This window comes from Cytobacillus gottheilii (assembly GCF_018582665.1).
GTDB classification, from domain to species: domain Bacteria; phylum Bacillota; class Bacilli; order Bacillales; family Cytobacillaceae; genus Cytobacillus; species Cytobacillus gottheilii.
Map to the genome: position 1 here is coordinate 1,920,303 of NZ_CP071709.1, position 20,892 is coordinate 1,941,194.

The following is a 20,892-nucleotide window of genomic DNA, read 5'->3' on the forward strand; positions in this document are numbered from 1 at the left end:
TCATATATGCAGTTTATAAGTCCGCTTTATTTCTCACTGATCCTGTTTTTAGGTGCCGTCATTTTATTTTATTTTTTCCGTAAGCAATATACCGAAAAGTCTGTATCATCAAATATGCTCTGGCAGCAGACGCTGAATGAGTGGCAGGCTTCGCCGTTTTTGAAAAAAATGCAGCAAAATCTATTGTTCTGGCTGCAGATTTTAGCACTTTTATTGCTGATGCTTGCCTTAACAGGCCCAGTTTTCAAGCAAAATGCCGTTGTTGGTGATGACGTCATCTTTGTGATTGATACATCAGCCTCTATGTCAGCGGATTTTCAGGAAAAAGATCGCTTTACAGCTGCAAAAAATGAAATGCTCCAAATTACAGATATTCTGAATGGACAAAATGTTACGATCATCCAAGCAGGTCAGCAGCCTCAGATATTGTTAAACAAAGAAAGCAATAAAAGTCATGCAGAACAAGTGATTACTTCTCTGGAATTGACCTATGATCACGAATCAATGGATGAAGCATTGCGCCTGGCTAATTCACTGGCAGGAGAAGGTAGTGCTATTCATGTTTTTTCTGACAATGTCGAAGAAGAATTGGCAGCCGATGAACTTCCTGAACGTTATGTGCAGGTGCATAACATAGGAGAGAATGATGTGAATCTGTCATTAATTTCATTTGGTGTAACCTATACGGAGGGCAGGACTAGCGGCGTCGCTGTCATTGAAAATCAAAGTAATGAAGTACAAAATGCAGAGTTTTCCATTCTGGGAGAAGAACAGCAATTATTTCAACAATCGGTCGAAATTGAAGCTGGAGAAAGGGAAATCATCCAAGTTGGTGAATTAAAAGAACTGCCGCTATATGAAGGGGTCATCTCTACGAAGGATTCCTACAGTGCCGATAATCAGCTGACCGCCGTTTTATCAAGCGGATCACCGCAGGTTTATAGTTTAGGTGAAACCAGTTCATTTGCTGTACGGGGATTTGAAACCATTGGGGCCGAGGTGATTCAAGCGGCCGTTGGAGAATGGGATCAAGATAATGGGCAGGGTATCATTCTCGCAGAAGGAGATACATTGGAAGAGCTGCCGAATTTGCCAGCAATCTATTTTCACTCCTCAGCAGAGAAAGCAGAACTGAATGAAGCTATAACTATACAGGAAGATCAGCTGCTGCAATACGTTGACCATGACTCCCTCTATATTGGGCAAGCATCAGAACCTCTTGAAGGAAACTGGGAAACAATCATGCAAAGCGGGAACCATCCGCTGATTCAAAAAGGAAGTCATAATGGACAGCCTTTAATAATTGTCAATTTTTCATTATCAGATTCAGATTGGCCCCTGCATCCAGGTTTTCCAATCTTTTTATTTAATGCATACGAATGGCTTTCTCAAGAAACAGATTTTCTTGGGTATTACCAGCCTGGAGAAGAAAAATGGCTGAATGTGAGCAGTTCTATGCAAAGTATTGATATTTTTAATATTGAAGATGAAAACTTGTATTCTTTAAATTTAGAAAATGAAAGCTTTAGAGCACCAGTCCAGCCTGGTTCCTATCAGGCTGTGTCTCAAGATCATATTTATCATTTTGCGGTTGCGCTTGATGAAAGAGAGAAGCAGATCACATCTGGCCAATCGTTTACGTTAAATGCAAGAACGCTAGAGGCAAAACAAGCATCAAGTGTTAATGAGTCATTATGGTTCTGGCTCGCGCTGATTGCCCTTGTTTTCATAGCAATCGAGTGGGAGGTATACAGGCGTGGGCATCGAGTTTAAATATCCGTATCTATTATTATTGCTGATTCCTGCAGCACTTCTCATCTTTTTATATATGAGACAAGCAATGAAATCGAGCCAGCGAGGATTTTCTTTAATAGCTATTATTAGAAGCCTGGTGTTTGTGTTGCTAATAGGTGCATTAGCAATTCCTCAGCTGCTGCTTCCTTTAAAAGGAGAAACAGTTGTATTTCTGACAGATCGATCTGCCAGTGTAAAGGATGCCGACTCCATCTCATTAGGATGGATTGAGGAGGCTGCAGCAAATAAAGGAGCAGACGATCAGCATGCCGTTGCCGCTTTTGGGGAAGATATCGTTCTTGAACAAAATCGCAGTGCAGATCAATCCAGTATCACACAATACAATGGAAAGCTTAATCCTGCCGAAACGAACCTGGAAGATGCCCTTTCGTTTGCTTCTACCATGATCCCCAATCAGGCAGGCGGCCGGATCGTTGTTTTTTCAGATGGAAATGAAACATCCGGTCACAGTGAGAATGCTATACAATTATTGAAAAACCGCGGAATTGAAATTGATTATATGCCGCTGCCGAGTGTGACAGGAGAGGACCTTGCAGTATCGAATGTAGCTCTTTCTCCTTCCATTTATCTGGGGGAAGAAGTTCCGATTACGGTAACGATTGACAGCAATACCGAAAAACAAGCGGACATTCGCCTTTCTGTCAACAATCAGGAGGTCATTCAGGAAAAGGTTGACGTTAAAGAAGGAACAAATTTATACAGCTTCCGCTACCAAGCTGCAGAGGGCGGGATGAATGTATTTAAGGCGGAAGTAGCAGCAGCGGGCGACACTTTTACAGAAAACAATGTCATGCATGCCATCTCCACTGTTCAAGCAGCCCCAAAACTGCTGATTGTCCAGAATGAAGAAACTTCTCAGCTGCCATCTGTATTTGAGGATGCTGGTCTTGAAACAGATGTACTGACACCTGAAAAGCTGCCTACGTCACTATCAGGATACTTATTATATCAGTCTATTTTGTTTAATAACGTAGCAGCTACATCAATTACTGAGCAGCAGATGTCTTTAATAGAGCAGGCAGTCAGAGAATTTGGTGTCGGGTTTGTGATGGCTGGAGGAGATGAAAGCTTTGGTCTTGGCGGTTATTTTAAAACACCAATCGAAAAGCTGCTCCCTGTTGATATGGATATTAAAGGAAAGAAAGAAATGCCTTCACTTGGTTTGATGATCGTATTGGACCGATCAGGCAGCATGAGCGGAAATAAACTCGAACTAGCCAAGGAAGCGGCTGCACGATCTGTTGAACTTCTCAGGGACGAAGATACCCTTGGTTTCATAGCATTTGATGACAGACCTTGGGAAATTGTTGAAACTGGACCTTTAAAAGATAAAGAAGATACAGTCGATAAAATTCGCTCTGTCACACCTGGTGGCGGTACAGAAATATACAGTTCATTAGAAATTGCTTATGAAGAGCTGGAAGAATTAAAGCTGCAGCGCAAACACATTATTTTACTGACAGATGGCCAATCAGCGACAAATAATGATTATGAAAGCTTAATTGAAGAAGGAAAAGAGGGCAATATTACACTATCAACTGTTGCATTAGGCGGAGATGCGGATCGTGCCCTGCTGGAAGAATTAGCTTCATTGGGAACTGGGCGTTTTTATGATGTTGCCGATTCTTCTGTTATTCCAAGTATTTTATCTCGGGAGACAGTCATGGCAACAAGAACCTATATCGAAGACCAGCCGTTTTATCCTGCCATCGGGCCATATCCTGATTGGCAGGGGCTGTTTAATGATGGAGTGCCGCAGATGAATGCTTACATTGCCACAACAGCAAAAGACCGGGCAATGGTGCCGCTATTAAGCGAGAAAGAGGATCCTGTGCTCGCTCAGTGGAGGTATGGGATGGGGCAAAGTATCGCTTTTACATCTGACCTCACTGGAAAGTGGTCTGGCGATTGGGCAAGATGGGGGAAATGGCCGCAGTTTTTAAATGAAATGGTAACGAAAACGCTGCCGCAGTTTGAGTCTGAACCTTTTAATATTACAGTTAATAAAACAGCTGAAAATACAGTGTTAACTGTAGAATCGCAGTCGAAGCAATCTCTGCCGATTGAAGCATCGATTATCTCTGAAGACGGGGATGAAGTCGATGTCAGTACAAATATTGTAGCGCCGGGAGAATATGAAATTGTTGTTCCCGAATCGTCTGGCATGTATTTTTTATCAATTGCACAAACAGATGAAACTGGGCAGCAGCATGCCTTTCAAACAGGCTTTACAATTCCTTACTCGGATGAATATCTAATACAAGGTACAAATGAGGATGTTCTGAAAAAGCTGGCTGAGGAAACGGGAGGCAAGAAACTGGAACAGCCTGAGGAAGCATTCCGGCCGCTTACAAAAGCTGCTTATGATACTCAGCCAATCAGTAAAATGCTGCTGCTAGCTGCTTTCTTGCTCTTTTTTAGTGAAATTGCCATCAGGCGATTTGGATTGCATTACCTGCTTTTGAAAAAATGGAGCAATCGTACAAAGAAGAAAGAAAATGTCCAGCCTTCAGCAATTCAGCAAAAGCGGGAACAGCCTAAAAAAACTGGAGATAAGAAAGAAGTTAAACCAGCAGCTGAGGCACCTGCAAAGGCTCAAACTGAAAAATCAAATGAGAAACTTAAGCCAAAGCCGAAGACCCTGACGCCAGACGAACGAGCGGAAAATATGAACCGGCTTTTGGATGCGAAAAATAGAAAGAAAAGATAAAAAGAAAGAAAAACACTTTATTTTGTAAAAGGTTAACCCGGTCAGACTAAACGACTGGGTTAACCTTTTAGCTTTCATGAAGTTAAGTGTAAGTCCAGTTGATCTTCTTTCATGCTTTCCAGTCGGCAAATTTCCTTTGCAAAAGGTTGAATCCGCAGTAATCTGTGTCTTAACTCTTATGCTTGATTTGCTTGGCTTTTTCTTGACACACTACTTTGAACTATGTAAACTGAACATGTAAAGGCTTTTCACTTAACAAGGGGGTATGCTTATGTTAGAAAAGACGACGAGAATGAATTATTTGTATGATTTTTATCAGTCGCTGCTAACTCCAAAGCAAAGAAGCTACATGTCCTTGTATTATTTGGATGATTATTCTCTCGGTGAAATTGCTGAAGAGTACGAGGTTAGCCGTCAGGCTGTTTATGATAATATTAAACGTACAGAAGCAATGCTAGAAGAATATGAAGAAAAGCTGCTATTGCTGCAAAAATTTCAAGAGCGCAATAAACTGATTGCACAAATCAAGGAACTTTTAACTGAAGAAAATCCTTCAAAGCAAACAATCGGTGAAGCGGTTGCAGAGCTTGAGAAATTAGATTAGGAGGCGGCATATATGGCATTTGAAGGTTTAGCCGACCGACTGCAGAATACGATTCAAAAAATCCGCGGCAAAGGAAAAATCGGGGAAGCTGACGTTAAAGAAATGATGCGTGATGTGCGGCTTGCACTGCTTGAAGCCGACGTTAACTTTAAAGTGGTCAAAGAATTTGTCAAAAAAGTTAGCGAACGTGCTGTTGGGCAAGAAGTAATGAAAAGCTTAACACCCGGTCAGCAAGTCATTAAAGTGGTTAAAGAGGAACTGACAGAGCTTATGGGCGGGGAGCAAAGCAAAATTGCTGTCGCAAACCGGCCGCCAACCGTGATTATGATGGTAGGTCTGCAGGGTGCCGGTAAAACAACCACTACTGGAAAATTGGCGAATCTTTTGCGCAAAAAGTACAACAGGAATCCAATGCTTGTTGCAGCAGACATTTACCGTCCAGCAGCAATTAAGCAGCTGGAAACGCTAGGCAAACAGTTAAGTATGCCTGTTTTCTCATTGGGAGATCAAGTGAGTCCTGTTGAAATTGCCAAACAGGCAATAGCTAAGGCAAAAGAAGATCATCATGACTATGTCCTCATTGATACGGCAGGCCGTCTGCATGTCGATGAAGCATTAATGGATGAGCTTACGCAAATAAAAGAGCTGACGAAACCGGATGAAATTTTCCTTGTCGTTGACGCAATGACAGGGCAGGATGCAGTTAATGTTGCATCAAGCTTTAATGATCTGCTTGGCTTAACGGGCGTTGTATTAACAAAGCTTGATGGAGACACGCGAGGCGGGGCTGCACTTTCGATTCGATCCGTTACCAATACACCGATTAAGTTTGTTGGTTTAGGGGAAAAGCTGGATGCTTTGGAGGCTTTCCACCCTGAGCGGATGGCATCCCGTATTTTAGGTATGGGCGATGTGCTTACCTTAATTGAAAAGGCGCAGGCAAATGTTGATGAGGAAAAAGCAAAAGAGCTGGAAAAGAAAATGCGCAGTGCATCATTTACACTAGATGATTTTCTTGAACAGCTTGGACAGGTCCGCAATATGGGACCTCTCGATGATCTTCTGAAAATGATGCCTGGAGCCGGCAAGATTAAGGGATTAGACAAAATGAAAATCGATGAGAAGCAAATCACGCATGTTGAGGCGATTATTCAATCGATGACAAAAGCAGAGAAAGAGCATCCTGAAACAATCAACTCGAGCAGACGAAAGCGGATTGCGAAGGGAAGCGGCAGAACTGTCCCTGAAGTAAATCGTTTATTGAAACAGTTTGATGAAATGAAAAAGATGATGAAACAGATGACAGGAATGCAGCAAAAAGGCAAGAAAAAAGGCGGCTTTAAGCTTCCGTTTAAGCCTTTTTAACGTAAAAAAACAGTATGTAAAGAAAAAACACTTTACAAACTAATTAGAACTTGATATTATACTATCTTGTGTGAAACTATTCGGAGGTGCTTATTAAAATGGCAGTAAAAATTCGCTTAAAACGTATGGGAGCAAAAAAATCTCCTTTTTATCGTATTGTAGTAGCAGATTCTCGTTCTCCTCGTGATGGACGTTTTATTGAAACAGTAGGAACTTACAATCCAGTTGCAGAGCCTGCAATCGTTGATATCAACGAAGAGCTAGCGCTTAAATGGCTTCAAACTGGTGCTAAGCCATCTGACACAGTACGTAACTTATTCTCTAAAGAAGGCATTATGGAAAAATTCCATAACGCTAAGCACGGCAAGTAATTTGTTGCAAGATGAAAGAGCTGATCGAAACAATCGTTAAACCCCTTGTTGATTTTCCGGATGAAGTTCAAGTAGATGTTCTTGAAGAAGACAACAGAATAACCTACCAGCTTTCAGTCAACAAAAATGACATGGGCAAAGTCATCGGAAAGCAAGGGCGGGTTGCAAAAGCAATTCGAACTGTTGTATACGCAGCAGCATCATCACAGCAAAAGAAAATCTACTTAGAGATAACAGAATAACTATAGATCAGCTGCAGCGGCTTGCTTTGCCCCTCGGGGTGGCTAGCCACTGAAGCTAGACTAGAGAATGAGAAAAAAGGAGGGGAAACCCTCCTTTTTTCTTATAGAGACAATATAGTTTTCTGTTTTACTTAAAATTAATTAAATAGCCGCTGAGCTGAAAGTTCTGGTACAGTTGCTGATTTCGACTAAATAGAAGTGCAGCTAAGTCCCTGTCTTGCTTTTCCAGGCTTGCCAAACGACAGGTTTCCTTTAAATTCAGTTATAATAATAATAGCGAGTTTGACTAGGAGGCGATATCACATTGAAGCTCATACAGACGGTGACTATAAAACAGGTGCTCACGGAAACGACAAAAAAACAGCTGGAAACAGAATATGATACAGAACGCCAGCAGCTGCTAAAAGAAATCGACCAGCTTCATTTTGAAATGAAAAAGCTGGAAAAAACAAAAAAATATCAGGTCGGCAGTTTGCGAAATCAGTTTGAGAAGGAAATTCAAAAGCGGGCTGAAAAAGAAAAACTGCTTGATTTTCAAATACAGCAATTACATATGCTACCTTTAGGCAGTGAAATAAAGTCAGACGAAGTACAAGCGCTCTTGGAGATAAAAGAAGGCGATCGATGGGATTCTTTTAAGGAAAAGAAATACATTATCATCAAGGACGGGATTGTAGATGAAATTCGCTAGAGGTGATCAAAATGCAAAAATACTATAATGTAGGAAAAATTGTTAATACTCATGGAATTAAAGGAGAAGTAAGGGTTATATCGAAAACGGACTTTGCAGATGAACGCTACAAGCCAGGCAATAGTCTTACCCTTTTTATGCCTGAAGCCAAAGAACCGATTGAGCTTACTATAAAATCACATCGAAAACACAAGAATTTTGACCTTTTAACATTTGAGGGGTATGAAAATATTAATGAAATTGAAAAAATGAAAGGCGGCATTCTGAAGGTTTCTGAGGATCAGCTTGGTGCCTTAGAGGATAACGAATTCTATTACCATGAAATTATTGGCTGTGAAGTGACAACAACAAGCGGTGAAGAGATTGGAAAAATTAAAGAGATCCTTTCTCCCGGTGCAAATGATGTATGGGTCATTAAAGGAAAAGGCGGTAAAGAACTTTTAATCCCTTATATTGAGGATGTTGTGAAAAGTGTAGACGTAAAAACGAAGCAAATCGTTATAGAGCCGATGGAAGGGCTGCTTTCATAATGAAGATTGATGTTTTAACGCTTTTTCCAGAAATGTTTGAAGGTGTTTTTGGTCATTCAATATTAAAAAAAGCAGCGGAACAGAAAGCTGCACAATACAACGTAATCAACTTCAGAGACTATGCTGATAATAAACATAAAACAGTGGACGATTATCCTTACGGCGGGGGAGCGGGCATGGTTTTAAAGCCGCAGCCGATCTTTGACGCGGTGGAGGATGTGAAATCTTCTAGTGAAGCCAAGCCTAGAGTGGTCCTATTATGTCCGCAGGGTGAACGGTATAATCAAAAGAAAGCGGAAGAATTGGCAGCTGAAGAGCATTTGATTTTTATCTGCGGTCATTATGAAGGCTATGATGAGCGCATCCGAGAGCATATTGTTACAGACGAAATTTCAATCGGTGATTTTGTTTTAACAGGCGGCGAGCTTGGGGCTATGGTGATCATTGATAGCGTTGTTAGACTTCTTCCGGGTGTCTTGGGCAATCAGGAATCTCATCAGAAGGATTCATTCAGCACAGGAATGCTTGAGCATCCCCACTATACAAGACCAGCAGATTTCAGAGGTTTAAAAGTCCCAGACGTTTTAGTATCAGGCAATCACGCCCATATTGAGGAATGGAGAGTAAAGCAGTCTTTGAAAAGGACATATACAAGAAGACCTGATTTGCTTGATGACCTTGAATTATCGGAAACACATAAAAAATGGCTGAATGAAATAAAAAAAGAGGATAAATAGCATTGAACTTACTTTGTAAATATGCTATGATAATTTTTGTGACTTAGGCTGAACAAGTTTTAGCAGAGGTCTTATAACGATGTTCCGCTGCAAATAGAAATGTTGTGCATGAGCGTCTGTTCGAGAGGAGTTGAAAACGATGCAAAAATTAATCGAAGAAATCACAAAAGAACAACTTCGTTCTGACCTTCCTGCGTTCCGTCCTGGTGATACTGTACGTGTACACGTTAGTATTGTTGAGGGTACTCGTGAGCGTGTTCAGGTATACGAAGGTGTTGTGATTAAGCGTCGTGGTGGCGGAATCAGTGAAACTTTCACAGTTCGTAAGATCTCTTATGGTGTAGGCGTTGAGCGTACATTCCCTGTTCATACACCAAAGATCGCGAAGCTTGAAGTGATCCGTCGCGGTAAAGTTCGCCGTGCTAAGCTTTACTACTTGCGTAACCTTCGCGGTAAAAAAGCTCGTATTAAAGAAATCCGATAATGTTAAAATGCTAAAGGAGCTTGATTATCAAGCTCCTTTTTCAATAGAAAAACTTAATAGTTATTGGGCTGAGCAAACGCCTTCCGCTTTTCTATGATCCAGCTGCAGGCGTTAGGGACTCGAGGTCTTAAGTCAATCTGTCCTAAAGGTTAAAAAACAACCTTTACGCCATCTTGCCTTAAGCTTGTCGTCCCTGAGCAAACGCCTTCCGCTTTTCTTGATAATATTACATAAATGTTAAATAATATAAAAATAGAGCTTCCCATCGTGTGTATGTGGAGAAACAGTTGTACAATAAGTTGAGGATATTTATTGTACTTATTTTAGACAGGAACTTTTTGAAAGATGGTGGGAATATGGCGAAAAAGAAAAATGAATTATGGGAATGGACGAAGGCTTTATTAATTGCGGTTGTTTTAGCGGCGGTAATCCGCTATTTTTTATTTGCGCCCATCGTAGTAGATGGATTGTCTATGATGCCGACCCTGCATGATCAGGATCGGATGATCGTAAATAAATTTAGCTATACAATTGGAGAACCTGACCGTTTTGATATTATCGTTTTCCACGCACCAGAAAATAAAGATTATATCAAGCGTGTAATTGGCCTGCCAGGCGACACGGTGGAGTATAGGGATGATACCCTTTATGTGAACGGAGAAGCCTATGAGGAGCCATATTTGGACGAATACAGGGCCAAGGTCATTGATGGACCGTTAACAGAGCCATTTACCCTTGAAGACAAAATTGGGGAGACAACCGTACCAGAAGGCCATTTATTTGTCATGGGGGATAACAGGAGATTCAGCAAAGACAGCAGACATATAGGGGCTGTGCCAATGGAAGAAGTGCTCGGAAAAGCGAGTGTCATTTATTGGCCGATTGAAGATGTACGTTTAGTGAATTAACACCTAGAGGAAGATAGCTTAAAAGAAAGAGGTGAACACATTGACAATTCAATGGTTTCCCGGCCATATGGCAAAAGCGCGCAGACAAGTAACAGAAAAGCTTAAATTAGTAGACATTATTTTTGAACTTGTTGATGCCCGTATTCCTTATTCATCACGAAATCCGATGATTGATGAAATCATCCAGCATAAACCGCGGCTTGTTTTATTAAACAAAGCGGATATGGCAGATCCTCATGCAACAAAGCAGTGGATTGAATATTTTAAAAGCAAAGGCATTAAGGCAATTGCGATCAATTCACAGGCTGGGCAAGGGATGAAGGATATTACAGCCGCAGCACAAGAGACACTTCAGGAAAAATTTGACCGCTTAAGAGCAAAAGGTGTAAAACCTCGTGCTATCCGCGCGATGATCGTAGGCATTCCGAACGCCGGAAAATCGACGCTCATTAATCGGCTTGCTAAAAAAAATATTGCGAAGACAGGGAATATGCCTGGTGTCACGAAGGCACAGCAATGGATTAAGGTAGGAAAAGAGCTGGAACTGCTTGATACACCAGGGATACTATGGCCAAAATTTGAAGATCAAAATGTAGGCTTAAAGCTGGCGCTGACTGGAGCTATTAAAGACACTATTTTAAACCTTCAGGATATAACGGTTTATGCACTGCGTTTCTTTTCTGAAAAATATCCTTCAAAGCTGAAAGACCGCTTTAGCCTTGAAGAAATCCCAGAAGATATTGTAGAGCTATTCGATGAAATTGGAAAGCGCAGAGGCTGTCTGATGGGTGGAGGCGCTGTTGACTATGACAAAGTGACCGAACTTGTCATCCGGGAGTTTCGTTCCGAGAAATTTGGAAAAATCTCTCTAGAGTGGCCGTCTGAATTAAATCAAGAAGCAGAATAAAGCAAATTAGGTCTTCTGACAAAGAAGGCCTTTATTTTTTGCCGTACAAACCGATAAAAAACGAAAGAGCTTTAAAAGGAGCAGCAGAATGAAACAAAGTATTGCAGAAATTAAAAATAGGCTTATAAACGTTCAGGAAGAGAACGATCCATACCTAAAGCAGCTCTCGATGGATGAACGCAAGGGAGTTCAGTCCTTAATCAGTGCATGGCGTAAAAGAAGAGCACTGGAAAAGAAAGAGCACGACAAATTTAAAGAAATGACCTTTTTTGAAGAAAAATATCATAGTCAGGGATATGAGCTGATTGCTGGTGTTGATGAGGTAGGTAGAGGGCCGCTTGCTGGGCCAGTTGTAGCGGCAGCGGTCATTTTGCCTGCAGATTTCTATCTCCCTGGGATTGATGATTCAAAAAAGCTTAACGAGCAAAAAAGACTGAGCTTCTTTCATGCGATAATGGAACAGGCTGAAGCGGTCAGTATTGGCGTTATAGAGGTAGAAGAAATAGATAGGATTAATATATATGAAGCGTCAAAAAAAGCGATGATAACCGCTGTAGGCACTTTAAAGACACAGCCGGATTTTCTGCTGATTGATGCCGTAAAATTGAATGTTCCCTATCCTTATGAGGCTATAATTAAGGGTGATGGCAGATCTATTTCCATTGCAGCTGCATCCATTGTGGCAAAAGTAACGAGAGACAATATGATGAAAGCTTTAGACGAACAACATCCCGGCTACGGCTTTGCAAGCAATATGGGGTATGGAACAAAGGAACATTTACAAGGGATTGAAACACACGGTGTATTACATATTCATCGAAAAAGCTTTGCACCGATCAAGGAATATTTAGCAAAAAGCAGATAAGAGGGTGAACATAATGGGGCAGATGGGGATCGCGAGCCTTTTTATGAAGAATGATCATAACATCAGTAACAAAACAGCACAGTTTAGACCCGGTCAGATTGTAAGCGGGAAAATCATTAAGCATTATCCAAACCAGACAGCAGAAGTGCAAATTGGCGGTCAAAAGGTTATCGCACAACTGGAAACTCCGCTTGCTGTTAATGAGCGCTATTGGTTTCAGGTGCAAAATGGGGAAGGTACCGTGCATTTGAAAGTTCTTGAAGGCCAAGGGCTAAATGGAAGAATGCCAACTGCTACCCCGGAGAGCCTCTTGCAGCAATTTCAGCTGCCTGTTACTAAAAATCATCTTGCTCTGCTTCAATTCTTTACAAAAGAACAGCTTCCGCTGACGGCTGAAACCTTCAAGCAGGTTGCAGAGTGGCTGAAAAACAGCGAACCTTCCGGCAGCGGGCTGCATGCAATAAAAGAGATGTTTACTCGGCAGCTGCCGTTTACAAAGCAAGTGTTTTCATCCTTGCAAGCTGTTTTCGAACAAGAGTCATTAACATCACTTCTGCAAAATTTGCAAAAAGAGCTGTCACAGACTCCGGCAGCAAGGGGCAATGCGCAGCTGACAACATCTTTACAACAATTGACAGAATCCTTTCAGGAAAAGGCTGGGAAAGAGCTTATATCGCAAGTGTTAAAGCAATGGCTGACAGCTCCCGATCCCAGCAGAGCAAGTGCAGCTTTTAAACAGCTTCAAGCACTTGGTGTGCTGCCTGAGAACAGTAATGAGCAAAATAGTTTAAAAAGCGTTATCCGGACAATCTCTGAGCAGCTGCCTGCAGGAAAAGCGGAGATCACATCGGTATTAAGCGACATAGTAAGAAGTAATCAACCTTCAGAGCGGCATCATTTTATTATGAATTTGACGAAACTGCAGGCGTTGATGCCAGACCAGGGTCCCCAGCAGGAAGCGCGCCAGAACCTGCTAAATGGAGTTAGATCAAATGCCATACAGCTGCCTTTAGAAGCGGGAGCACTTCACAGGGTGATTCAGCCTGCTTTGCAGCATGTTTTAACAGATGTACAGGACTTGGGAAGTATTCTAAACCAAAATCAGCAGCTGAATAATAGTCTGATTCGAGCAGGACAACTGCTGCTTGACAGAGAACAGACACCACTAATGAATAATCCTCAGGAATCTTCTGTGCCGGCAGAAGATTCTGCTCTGATTAGAGATCAGATGAAAAGTATAGTGAAACTTTTAGGTTTTTCACATGAACATGACGCACTGCAGGTGATCAAAAACCCTGATAATGAAGGTGTGAAAAGCTTGGATTCTATTAAATCCCTCCTGCTGAGCAATTTGCGTGAGGATTTTTCCCCGGCATTGAAAGACGCAGCTGATAAGGTAATAAATAGAATTACAGGTTTTCAGCTGCTTTCCCAAGAAGTAGGACCTATACAGCAATATGTTTACCAAATTCCCTTTTCATTTTTAGGGAAAACGAATGATGTGACGATGCAGTGGAGCGGGAGAAAAACAACTGAAGGAAAAATTGATCCGGATCATTGCCGTATCCTTTTTTATTTGAACCTCGATTCGTTAAATGAGACTGTTGTTGATCTGCATGTGCAGACAAGGGTTATTAACATGACTGTAATCAATGATACACCGGATATTAAGTCGGTCGTTCAGCCTTTTATTCCAATGTTAAAAGAGCGCCTGATGGAGCATGGCTATAAACTTTCTGCTCTTGAGTTCAAAATGAGTATAGATAATAAACAGCAGCCTGTCCAAACATCATTTCTATCAAAAAATCAGCCTAAATTCAGCGGATTGGATATTAGAATATGAAAAAAGAACATGAACGCAAAACAGCAGTGGCGCTCTCGTATGATCAAAATAGCGAAAGTGCTCCAAAAATTACGGCAAAAGGCAGCGGCTATATTGCCGAAAATATTCTCGAAAAAGCACGGGAAAACGATATCCCCATTCAGCAGGACGCCTCACTAGTAGAACTGCTTGGAAACCTAAATATTAATGAAAACATTCCAGAAGATCTTTACCAGGCAGTAGCCGAAGTTTTTGCATTTATCTATCGTGCAGACAAAGCAGCCGGGAAAAAGAGCAGAGGTTATTAATTCTTGAACCTTGACTAAACTCAAGCAATTGGCAGTTATATTTGTCATATTGTTTGGGTTTTTCTATTGTCTCGGATTAAATGGTTTTAGGCAGTCTGATTTAGAAGAATTTAAAAAAAGGTTTTCCAGGCTTTGTTACTAATTTTTCCAAAAAGCATGATTACCAAAACAAAATAAGAGAACCATTAATTTCTAAAAAAACTGAATAATCTTATTCTACTAAAATATTGCAAGTTTCTTTTCAAAGGCTAAACGATGATTTTTAAAGGAAAAAAGTCTTTTGTGCATTAAAATTGTAAAGAATTTAAATATTTCATCTATAATGCTAGACAATGCTAGTGTCATTTTATAAAATGAAAGCGCAGTCTAATTTTGAAGAGCTTGATAGGAGGATGGGAAATGAATATACATGAGTATCAAGGTAAAGAAGTCCTCAGACAATACGGGGTAGCAGTTCCAAATGGAAAGGTTGCTTTTACGGTTGAGGAAGCTGTTGAAGCAGCAAAAGAACTTGGCACAGACGTTTGTGTGGTAAAAGCACAAATCCATGCTGGCGGAAGGGGTAAAGCCGGCGGTGTCAAGGTAGCGAAAAACCTTGACGAAGTCCGTACATATGCATCTGAAATTTTAGGAAAAACACTTGTTACACATCAAACAGGTCCTGAAGGTAAAGAAGTAAAACGCTTACTAATTGAAGAAGGCTGCGATATTCAAAAGGAATATTATGTGGGTCTTGTTTTAGACCGCGCAACTTCTCGCGTTACACTTATGGCATCAGAAGAGGGCGGCACTGAGATTGAAGAAGTAGCAGAAGAGACTCCTGAAAAAATCTTCAAAGAAGAAATTGATCCGGTTGTAGGCTTAACAGCTTACCAAGCGCGCAGAATTGCTTTTAATATTAATATTCCTGCTAAGCTTGTAAACCAGGCTGTTAAATTTATGATGGGCTTATATAGCGCTTATGTTGATAAAGATTGTTCAATTGCTGAAATCAACCCGCTTGTTGTAACAGGTGACGGAAAGGTAATGGCACTTGATGCGAAACTTAATTTTGATTCAAATGCCTTATATCGTCAAAAGGCAATTGTAGATTTCAGAGATTTAGAAGAAGAAGATGCAAAAGAAATTGAAGCATCAAAATACGATTTAAGCTACATCTCCTTAGATGGAAATATTGGCTGTATGGTTAACGGAGCCGGCCTTGCGATGGCAACGATGGATATTGTTAAACATTACGGCGGCGATCCGGCAAACTTCCTGGACGTTGGGGGCGGCGCTACAGCTGAAAAGGTAACAGAAGCATTTAAAATCATCCTTTCTGATCAAAATGTAAAAGGAATCTTTGTCAACATTTTCGGCGGAATTATGAAATGTGACATTATCGCAACAGGTGTAGTGGAAGCTGCAAAACAAGTTGGTTTATCCGTACCTCTAGTAGTTCGTCTAGAAGGAACAAACGTAGAGCTTGGCAAGAAAATTCTTGCAGAATCAGATATTGATATAATCGCAGCCGACTCCATGGCTGACGGAGCACAAAAAATCGTTTCCCTAGTCGGATAAAGTGATAATGCTGCTTTCTAAAAAGAATGTTATTAAACTTAGTTTAAGTAGTATTTTTTAAGTATATGCTGGGCGATTGAAACGGAAGGGTACGAGACTCCTGCGGGAGAAGTGAGAATGGTGAGGCCCCGCAGACGCGTTAGCGTCGAGGAGGCTCAGCGCTCACCCGCGGAAAGCGAGTACCCTGGAGTGGAAATCAGTCTTATATATTTTGAAAAATAGTAATTTAAGAAAGCGAGCCAACAACACTTATACACTATTAAAATGTGATAAAAGATAACCCGGAAAACAGGAAGGAGAATTAACGTGAGCGTTTTTATCAATAAAGATACAAAAGTAATCGTTCAAGGAATCACAGGCTCAACAGCCCTTTTCCATACAAAACAAATGCTTGAATACGGTACAAAAATTGTCGGCGGTGTTACTCCTGGTAAAGGTGGAACTGAGGTCGAAGGAGTACCTGTATTCAACACAGTAAGTGAAGCAGTGGAAGCAACTGGTGCAAATGCATCTGTTATCTATGTTCCGGCTCCTTTTGCAGCAGATGCAATTCTTGAAGCAGTTGATGCTGAACTCGATCTTGCTATTTGTATTACAGAACATATTCCTGTTCTGGATATGGTGAAAGTTAAACGTTATATGGAAGGAAAGAAAACACGTTTAGTTGGACCAAACTGCCCAGGTGTTATTACTCCTGATGAATGTAAGATCGGCATTATGCCTGGCTATATTCATACAAAGGGCCATGTTGGTGTTGTATCCCGTTCTGGTACTTTAACATATGAAGCGGTACACCAGCTAACACAAGCAGGAATTGGCCAGTCTACAGCTGTAGGTATCGGCGGGGACCCTGTTAATGGAACAAACTTTATCGACGTGTTACAAGCGTTCAATGAAGATCCTGAAACAAAAGCGGTTATCATGATCGGTGAAATCGGCGGTACTGCTGAAGAAGAAGCTGCTGAATGGGTAAAAGCTAACATGACAAAACCTGTTGTTGGCTTTATTGGCGGCCGTACTGCACCACCAGGAAAAAGAATGGGCCATGCTGGCGCGATTATTTCTGGCGGAAAAGGAACAGCTGATGAAAAGATCCGTGTTATGAATGAGTGCGGTATTGAAGTAGCAGACACTCCATCAGTAATGGGTGAAACTTTAATTAAAGTATTAAGAGAAAAAGGTCTTTACGAACAATGTAAGACACATTAATAATATGGCAATAGGAAATAGTCCTCCAAAATCATGGAGGACTATTTCTGCATCATAAAAAAATAGCAGGAGGCTTACAATGGACGAATTCACAAGAAGATTATCCCATCTTCAGCAATGCAGAGGCATAGGCTGGAAGACTATTTATCATATGATAAAAGTAAACCCTACATTATCAGATCTTTATGAACAGAATTTCTTGCAACATTTCTCTTCTCTTTTTAAATCCTCTCAATTATTCAACACCGCTTTATTTGACCTTCACACAGATGTGATCCTTAAAAAAATTTCTCTCTATGACCAACATCATATAAATCTAATTACAATAGCAGATCAATGTTATCCTCAAAGATTAAAGGAAACATTTCAGCCGCCATGGGTACTATATGCTAAAGGTAATAGATCTCTGTTAAATCATAATGATTGCCTTGCTGTGGTTGGGTCTAGGGAGGCGACCACCTATGGTCAAAAAGCAATAAAATGTTTATTTCCTAAACTAATTTCCGAAAAAGTTGTAATTGTTAGTGGATTAGCAGCAGGAATCGATACCATTGCACACGAAACAGCTATTAAGGAAGGCGGACAAACAATTGCCATCATAGCAGGTGGATTTTTTAATATTTATCCAAAAGAGAATACTTCCTTGGCAGAGCATATAATGAAAGACCATCTCTTGCTCTCTGAGTATGCTCCTGATTCTAAGCCGGCCAGATGGCAATTCCCGCAAAGGAATCGAATTATCAGCGGGATATCTAAGGCTACACTTGTTGTACAGGCAAAAAGAAGAAGCGGTTCTCTCATCACAGCAAGTACCGCCCTGAACGAAGGAAGAGATGTTTTCGCCATTCCTGGAGATATAACCGATCCCGCTTACGAGGGAACAAATGAGATTATTCAAAAAGGTGCAAAGCTCATTATCAGAGCAGAGGACATTCTGGAAGAGTTAAGATACAATTGAATTTCTGTAATTCTCAATTATTTCTTGTATGGATTTTATTCTTTAAAAAGTGTGAAAAAAGCTTTTTTATAAATAAAAACAACTAAAAATAAAGGAATTTGTGTAAAAAGCTTGAATTTCTATAAAAACTGTTATACATTTTGCAACAGATGTTTGTCACCGATTTCATAAAAAATAAAAACGATTATGATGGATAATAGGTTAATAAGTAGTAGAAATTCTGATGAAATGAGGACTCATCAGCTTAAGCACAACCCTGTTTAAATTTGACAAAGCTGAATAATATGATAAATAATATGAATATTTCCTGTAGATTTAAAAAAATTGCAAGCTAAAATAGATTCAAAAAAATGAACAATAAGGGAATCATGACGATAATGATAAATTCACCCCTCTTAAGGAGGACAATAGATGTCTGAGTTTTTAGTAATAGTGGAATCACCAGCAAAAGCAAAAACGATCGAGCGTTATCTCGGTAAAAAATATAAAGTAAAAGCTTCGATGGGACATGTCAGAGACTTGCCTAAGAGCCAGATGGGCGTAGATGTAGAAAATAATTTTGAGCCTAAATATATCACCATTCGAGGCAAAGGCCCTGTTCTGAAAGAATTGAAAACAGCGGCTAAAAAGGCTAAGAAAATTTATCTCGCAGCTGACCCGGATCGCGAAGGAGAAGCAATTGCCTGGCATTTAGCACATAGTCTTGATATTGATATAGCTTCAGATTGCAGAGTCGTCTTTAATGAAATTACAAAGGATGCAATCAAAGAATCATTTAAACATCCGCGTGCCATTAATATGGACTTGGTTGACGCTCAGCAAGCGAGAAGAATGTTAGATAGACTTGTAGGCTACAATATTAGCCCGCTGCTTTGGAAAAAGGTCAAGAAAGGGCTAAGTGCAGGAAGGGTTCAATCTGTTGCTGTAAGATTAATTATTGACCGTGAAAAAGAAATCAAGGATTTCATTCCCGAAGAATATTGGTCAATTGATGGAGAATTCCTTAAAGGAAAAACAGCTTTTGAGGCTTCCTTTTACGGAGTAGATGGGAAAAAGGTTGAATTAGGTTCAGAGGCAGCTGTAAAGGATGTTCTCAAAAAGATGAAGGGCAACAGCTTTACTGTCACCTCTGTTACAAAAAAAGAGAGAAAAAGAAATGCAGCTGTTCCTTTTACAACTTCCTCTCTTCAGCAAGAAGCGGCACGAAAACTAAACTTCCGTGCAAAAAAGACCATGATGCTTGCGCAGCAGCTGTATGAAGGAATAGACTTGGGCAAAGAAGGTACTGTGGGTTTGATCACATATATGAGAACAGACTCAACAAGAATATCTGAGGTTGCTCAAACCGAAGCGGCAAATTATATTGAACAAACCTTCGGAAAAGAATATCTATCAATTGATAAAAAGAAAGAAAAGAAAAACGCGAATACACAGGATGCCCATGAAGCGATAAGACCGACAAGCACATTAAAGGAACCATCCAGTATGAAGGACTTCTTATCACGTGATCAGCTTCGTTTGTACAGATTGATTTGGGAACGTTTTGTTGCAAGTCAAATGGCTCCTGCTATTATGGATACAATGAGTGTTGACTTAAATAATGGTCCAGTGATTTTTAGAGCGACAGGATCAAAAGTGAAATTCCAAGGTTTTATGAAAGTATATGTAGAAGGATCTGATGATCAGTCAGAAGAAAAGAATAATATGCTGCCAAATCTCCAAGAAGGAGATGAGGTTCTAAAAAAAGATATTGAACCAAAGCAGCATTTTACACAGCCGCCGCCAAGATATACAGAGGCAAGACTCGTAAGAACAATGGAAGAATTGGGAATTGGCCGTCCATCTACATTCGCTCCAACTTTGGACACGATTCAAAAACGGGGTTATGTTTCATTGGATAATAAGCGTTTTATCCCGACTGAACTTGGTGAGATCGTACTTGAACTTATTCTCGAGTTTTTCCCTGATATCCTGGATGTTGAGTTTACAGCTAAAATGGAACAGGATCTTGATTACATTGAAGAAGGCAAAGTAAACTGGGTAAAAATTATTGATGATTTTTACGGTGATTTTGAAAAACACTTAGAGGTAGCAGAAAAGGAAATGCAATCCGTTGAGATCAAAGATGAACCTGCCGGTGAAGATTGCGAGATGTGCGGCAGCCCAATGGTATTTAAAATGGGCAGGTACGGAAAATTTATGGCGTGCAGCAATTTCCCAGACTGCCGAAACACAAAACCAATTGTTAAAGAAATTGGTGTAAAGTGCCCTAAATGTAAGGAAGGTAATATAATAGAAAGAAAAAGTAAAAAGAAACGGATTTTCTATGGCTGTGACCGTTTTCCAGAGTGTGACTTTATTTCGTGGGATAAGCCGCTTGCGCGCAGCTGTCCAAAATGTGATAACACTCTCGTGGAAAAGAAGCTTAAAAAAGGCGTACAAGTACAATGTGTGGAATGTGATTATAAAGAAGAACCACAAAAGTAGAGCAGGCAAACGCCTGCTCTTTTCAATTTTTTAGGAGGCTGAAACCTTTATATTGTCCTTGTTGGGGAGATTATTTGAAAAAAGAGTGCTCTTGCTTTCCTTTTTTCTTTTCGTGTTGTACAATGCAGATTGGATATTTAACATTATCCTGTTGAAAAAGAATATTAAACGCTTTTTATAGCAAAAATGAGCGTATCCTGACAAAACGAAACTTTAGGACGATCTTAATCGTATACTATTCATAAGGACGCTAAATCCATGTCAAATGCAAAGGTTTACAGTAACTATTCCTTTACATGATGATTCAATAAATCGTTTC

Annotated in this window: 19 protein-coding genes; all 19 read left to right on the forward strand. The window is 40.4% G+C overall.

What is annotated here, in order from left to right:
- Window positions 1-6 precede the first annotated feature (6 nt).
- The 19 genes from J1899_RS09515 (at window position 7) to topA (ending at window position 20,573) form a co-directional block, all read left to right on the forward strand.
- Window positions 7-1,773: a vWA domain-containing protein gene (locus J1899_RS09515; RefSeq protein WP_214478496.1), complete on the forward strand. Its 1,767-nt coding sequence runs from the start codon at window positions 7-9 to the stop codon at window positions 1,771-1,773.
- Window positions 1,757-4,525 carry a VWA domain-containing protein gene (locus tag J1899_RS09520; protein ID WP_214478497.1) on the forward strand — a complete coding sequence of 923 codons (2,769 nt, stop codon included), beginning with the start codon at window positions 1,757-1,759 and terminating at the stop codon, window positions 4,523-4,525. The genes J1899_RS09515 and J1899_RS09520 overlap by 17 nt, the downstream gene beginning before the upstream one ends.
- A 271-nt stretch (window positions 4,526-4,796) precedes the next feature.
- Window positions 4,797-5,129, forward strand: coding sequence for a putative DNA-binding protein (locus J1899_RS09525; protein ID WP_066446668.1), 333 nt, complete (start codon window positions 4,797-4,799; stop codon window positions 5,127-5,129).
- Between the two features lie 12 nt (window positions 5,130-5,141).
- Window positions 5,142-6,494: a signal recognition particle protein gene (gene ffh / locus J1899_RS09530; RefSeq protein WP_066446666.1), complete on the forward strand. Its 1,353-nt coding sequence runs from the start codon at window positions 5,142-5,144 to the stop codon at window positions 6,492-6,494.
- 98 nt (window positions 6,495-6,592) lie between these two features.
- Window positions 6,593-6,865, forward strand: coding sequence for a 30S ribosomal protein S16 (gene rpsP, locus J1899_RS09535; RefSeq protein ID WP_066446665.1), 273 nt, complete (start codon window positions 6,593-6,595; stop codon window positions 6,863-6,865).
- A gap of 11 nt (window positions 6,866-6,876) precedes the next feature.
- A complete protein-coding gene (locus J1899_RS09540; RefSeq protein WP_066446662.1) occupies window positions 6,877-7,107 on the forward strand; it encodes a KH domain-containing protein in 231 nt (76 codons plus the stop codon).
- A gap of 304 nt (window positions 7,108-7,411) precedes the next feature.
- Window positions 7,412-7,798: a YlqD family protein gene (locus J1899_RS09545; RefSeq protein ID WP_214478498.1), complete on the forward strand. Its 387-nt coding sequence runs from the start codon at window positions 7,412-7,414 to the stop codon at window positions 7,796-7,798.
- An 11-nt stretch (window positions 7,799-7,809) separates the two neighbouring features.
- Entirely contained in the window at window positions 7,810-8,328 is a 519-nt protein-coding gene (rimM, locus tag J1899_RS09550) for a ribosome maturation factor RimM (RefSeq protein WP_214478499.1), read from the forward strand.
- On the forward strand, window positions 8,328-9,065 hold the full coding sequence (trmD, locus tag J1899_RS09555) for a tRNA (guanosine(37)-N1)-methyltransferase TrmD (RefSeq protein ID WP_214478500.1): 738 nt from the start codon (window positions 8,328-8,330) through the stop codon (window positions 9,063-9,065). The genes rimM and trmD overlap by 1 nt, the downstream gene beginning before the upstream one ends.
- Window positions 9,066-9,204: 139 nt before the next feature.
- Window positions 9,205-9,549 carry a 50S ribosomal protein L19 gene (rplS, locus tag J1899_RS09560; RefSeq protein WP_066446651.1) on the forward strand — a complete coding sequence of 115 codons (345 nt, stop codon included), beginning with the start codon at window positions 9,205-9,207 and terminating at the stop codon, window positions 9,547-9,549.
- A 356-nt stretch (window positions 9,550-9,905) separates the two neighbouring features.
- Entirely contained in the window at window positions 9,906-10,457 is a 552-nt protein-coding gene (gene lepB / locus J1899_RS09565) for a signal peptidase I (RefSeq protein WP_066446650.1), read from the forward strand.
- A 40-nt stretch (window positions 10,458-10,497) separates the two neighbouring features.
- The gene (gene ylqF / locus J1899_RS09570) at window positions 10,498-11,364 is read left to right on the forward strand and encodes a ribosome biogenesis GTPase YlqF (RefSeq protein WP_214478501.1); all 867 of its coding nucleotides are present in this window, start codon (window positions 10,498-10,500) and stop codon (window positions 11,362-11,364) included.
- Window positions 11,365-11,452: 88 nt separating this feature from the next.
- The gene (locus tag J1899_RS09575) at window positions 11,453-12,229 is read left to right on the forward strand and encodes a ribonuclease HII (protein WP_214478502.1); all 777 of its coding nucleotides are present in this window, start codon (window positions 11,453-11,455) and stop codon (window positions 12,227-12,229) included.
- 13 nt (window positions 12,230-12,242) lie between these two features.
- Window positions 12,243-14,072 carry a hypothetical protein gene (locus tag J1899_RS09580; RefSeq protein WP_214478503.1) on the forward strand — a complete coding sequence of 610 codons (1,830 nt, stop codon included), beginning with the start codon at window positions 12,243-12,245 and terminating at the stop codon, window positions 14,070-14,072.
- The gene (locus J1899_RS09585) at window positions 14,069-14,359 is read left to right on the forward strand and encodes an EscU/YscU/HrcU family type III secretion system export apparatus switch protein (RefSeq protein WP_066446636.1); all 291 of its coding nucleotides are present in this window, start codon (window positions 14,069-14,071) and stop codon (window positions 14,357-14,359) included. Before J1899_RS09580 ends, J1899_RS09585 begins: the two co-directional genes overlap by 4 nt.
- A gap of 399 nt (window positions 14,360-14,758) precedes the next feature.
- A complete protein-coding gene (gene sucC, locus J1899_RS09590) occupies window positions 14,759-15,919 on the forward strand; it encodes an ADP-forming succinate--CoA ligase subunit beta (protein WP_151572051.1) in 1,161 nt (386 codons plus the stop codon).
- Between the two features lie 306 nt (window positions 15,920-16,225).
- Window positions 16,226-17,128, forward strand: coding sequence for a succinate--CoA ligase subunit alpha (gene sucD, locus J1899_RS09595; protein ID WP_214478504.1), 903 nt, complete (start codon window positions 16,226-16,228; stop codon window positions 17,126-17,128).
- 79 nt (window positions 17,129-17,207) lie between these two features.
- Window positions 17,208-18,086, forward strand: a complete 879-nt coding sequence (gene dprA, locus J1899_RS09600; RefSeq protein ID WP_214478505.1) for a DNA-processing protein DprA — start codon at window positions 17,208-17,210, stop codon at window positions 18,084-18,086.
- A gap of 411 nt (window positions 18,087-18,497) precedes the next feature.
- Window positions 18,498-20,573 carry a type I DNA topoisomerase gene (gene topA, locus J1899_RS09605; RefSeq protein WP_214478506.1) on the forward strand — a complete coding sequence of 692 codons (2,076 nt, stop codon included), beginning with the start codon at window positions 18,498-18,500 and terminating at the stop codon, window positions 20,571-20,573.
- The last annotated feature ends 319 nt before the right edge of the window (window positions 20,574-20,892 follow it).

Coding starts and splice junctions, on each gene's coding strand:
- trmD (WP_214478500.1), top strand. CDS start 8,328: ATGAAGATTGATGTTTTAACGCTTTTTCCAGAAATGTTTGAAGGTGTT.
- lepB (WP_066446650.1), top strand. CDS start 9,906: ATGGCGAAAAAGAAAAATGAATTATGGGAATGGACGAAGGCTTTATTA.
- dprA (WP_214478505.1), top strand. CDS start 17,208: ATGGACGAATTCACAAGAAGATTATCCCATCTTCAGCAATGCAGAGGC.
- ffh (WP_066446666.1), top strand. CDS start 5,142: ATGGCATTTGAAGGTTTAGCCGACCGACTGCAGAATACGATTCAAAAA.
- rpsP (WP_066446665.1), top strand. CDS start 6,593: ATGGCAGTAAAAATTCGCTTAAAACGTATGGGAGCAAAAAAATCTCCT.
- J1899_RS09525 (WP_066446668.1), top strand. CDS start 4,797: ATGTTAGAAAAGACGACGAGAATGAATTATTTGTATGATTTTTATCAG.
- sucC (WP_151572051.1), top strand. CDS start 14,759: ATGAATATACATGAGTATCAAGGTAAAGAAGTCCTCAGACAATACGGG.
- J1899_RS09540 (WP_066446662.1), top strand. CDS start 6,877: ATGAAAGAGCTGATCGAAACAATCGTTAAACCCCTTGTTGATTTTCCG.
- topA (WP_214478506.1), top strand. CDS start 18,498: ATGTCTGAGTTTTTAGTAATAGTGGAATCACCAGCAAAAGCAAAAACG.
- J1899_RS09580 (WP_214478503.1), top strand. CDS start 12,243: ATGGGGCAGATGGGGATCGCGAGCCTTTTTATGAAGAATGATCATAAC.
- J1899_RS09575 (WP_214478502.1), top strand. CDS start 11,453: ATGAAACAAAGTATTGCAGAAATTAAAAATAGGCTTATAAACGTTCAG.
- J1899_RS09585 (WP_066446636.1), top strand. CDS start 14,069: ATGAAAAAAGAACATGAACGCAAAACAGCAGTGGCGCTCTCGTATGAT.
- J1899_RS09515 (WP_214478496.1), top strand. CDS start 7: ATGCAGTTTATAAGTCCGCTTTATTTCTCACTGATCCTGTTTTTAGGT.
- rimM (WP_214478499.1), top strand. CDS start 7,810: ATGCAAAAATACTATAATGTAGGAAAAATTGTTAATACTCATGGAATT.
- rplS (WP_066446651.1), top strand. CDS start 9,205: ATGCAAAAATTAATCGAAGAAATCACAAAAGAACAACTTCGTTCTGAC.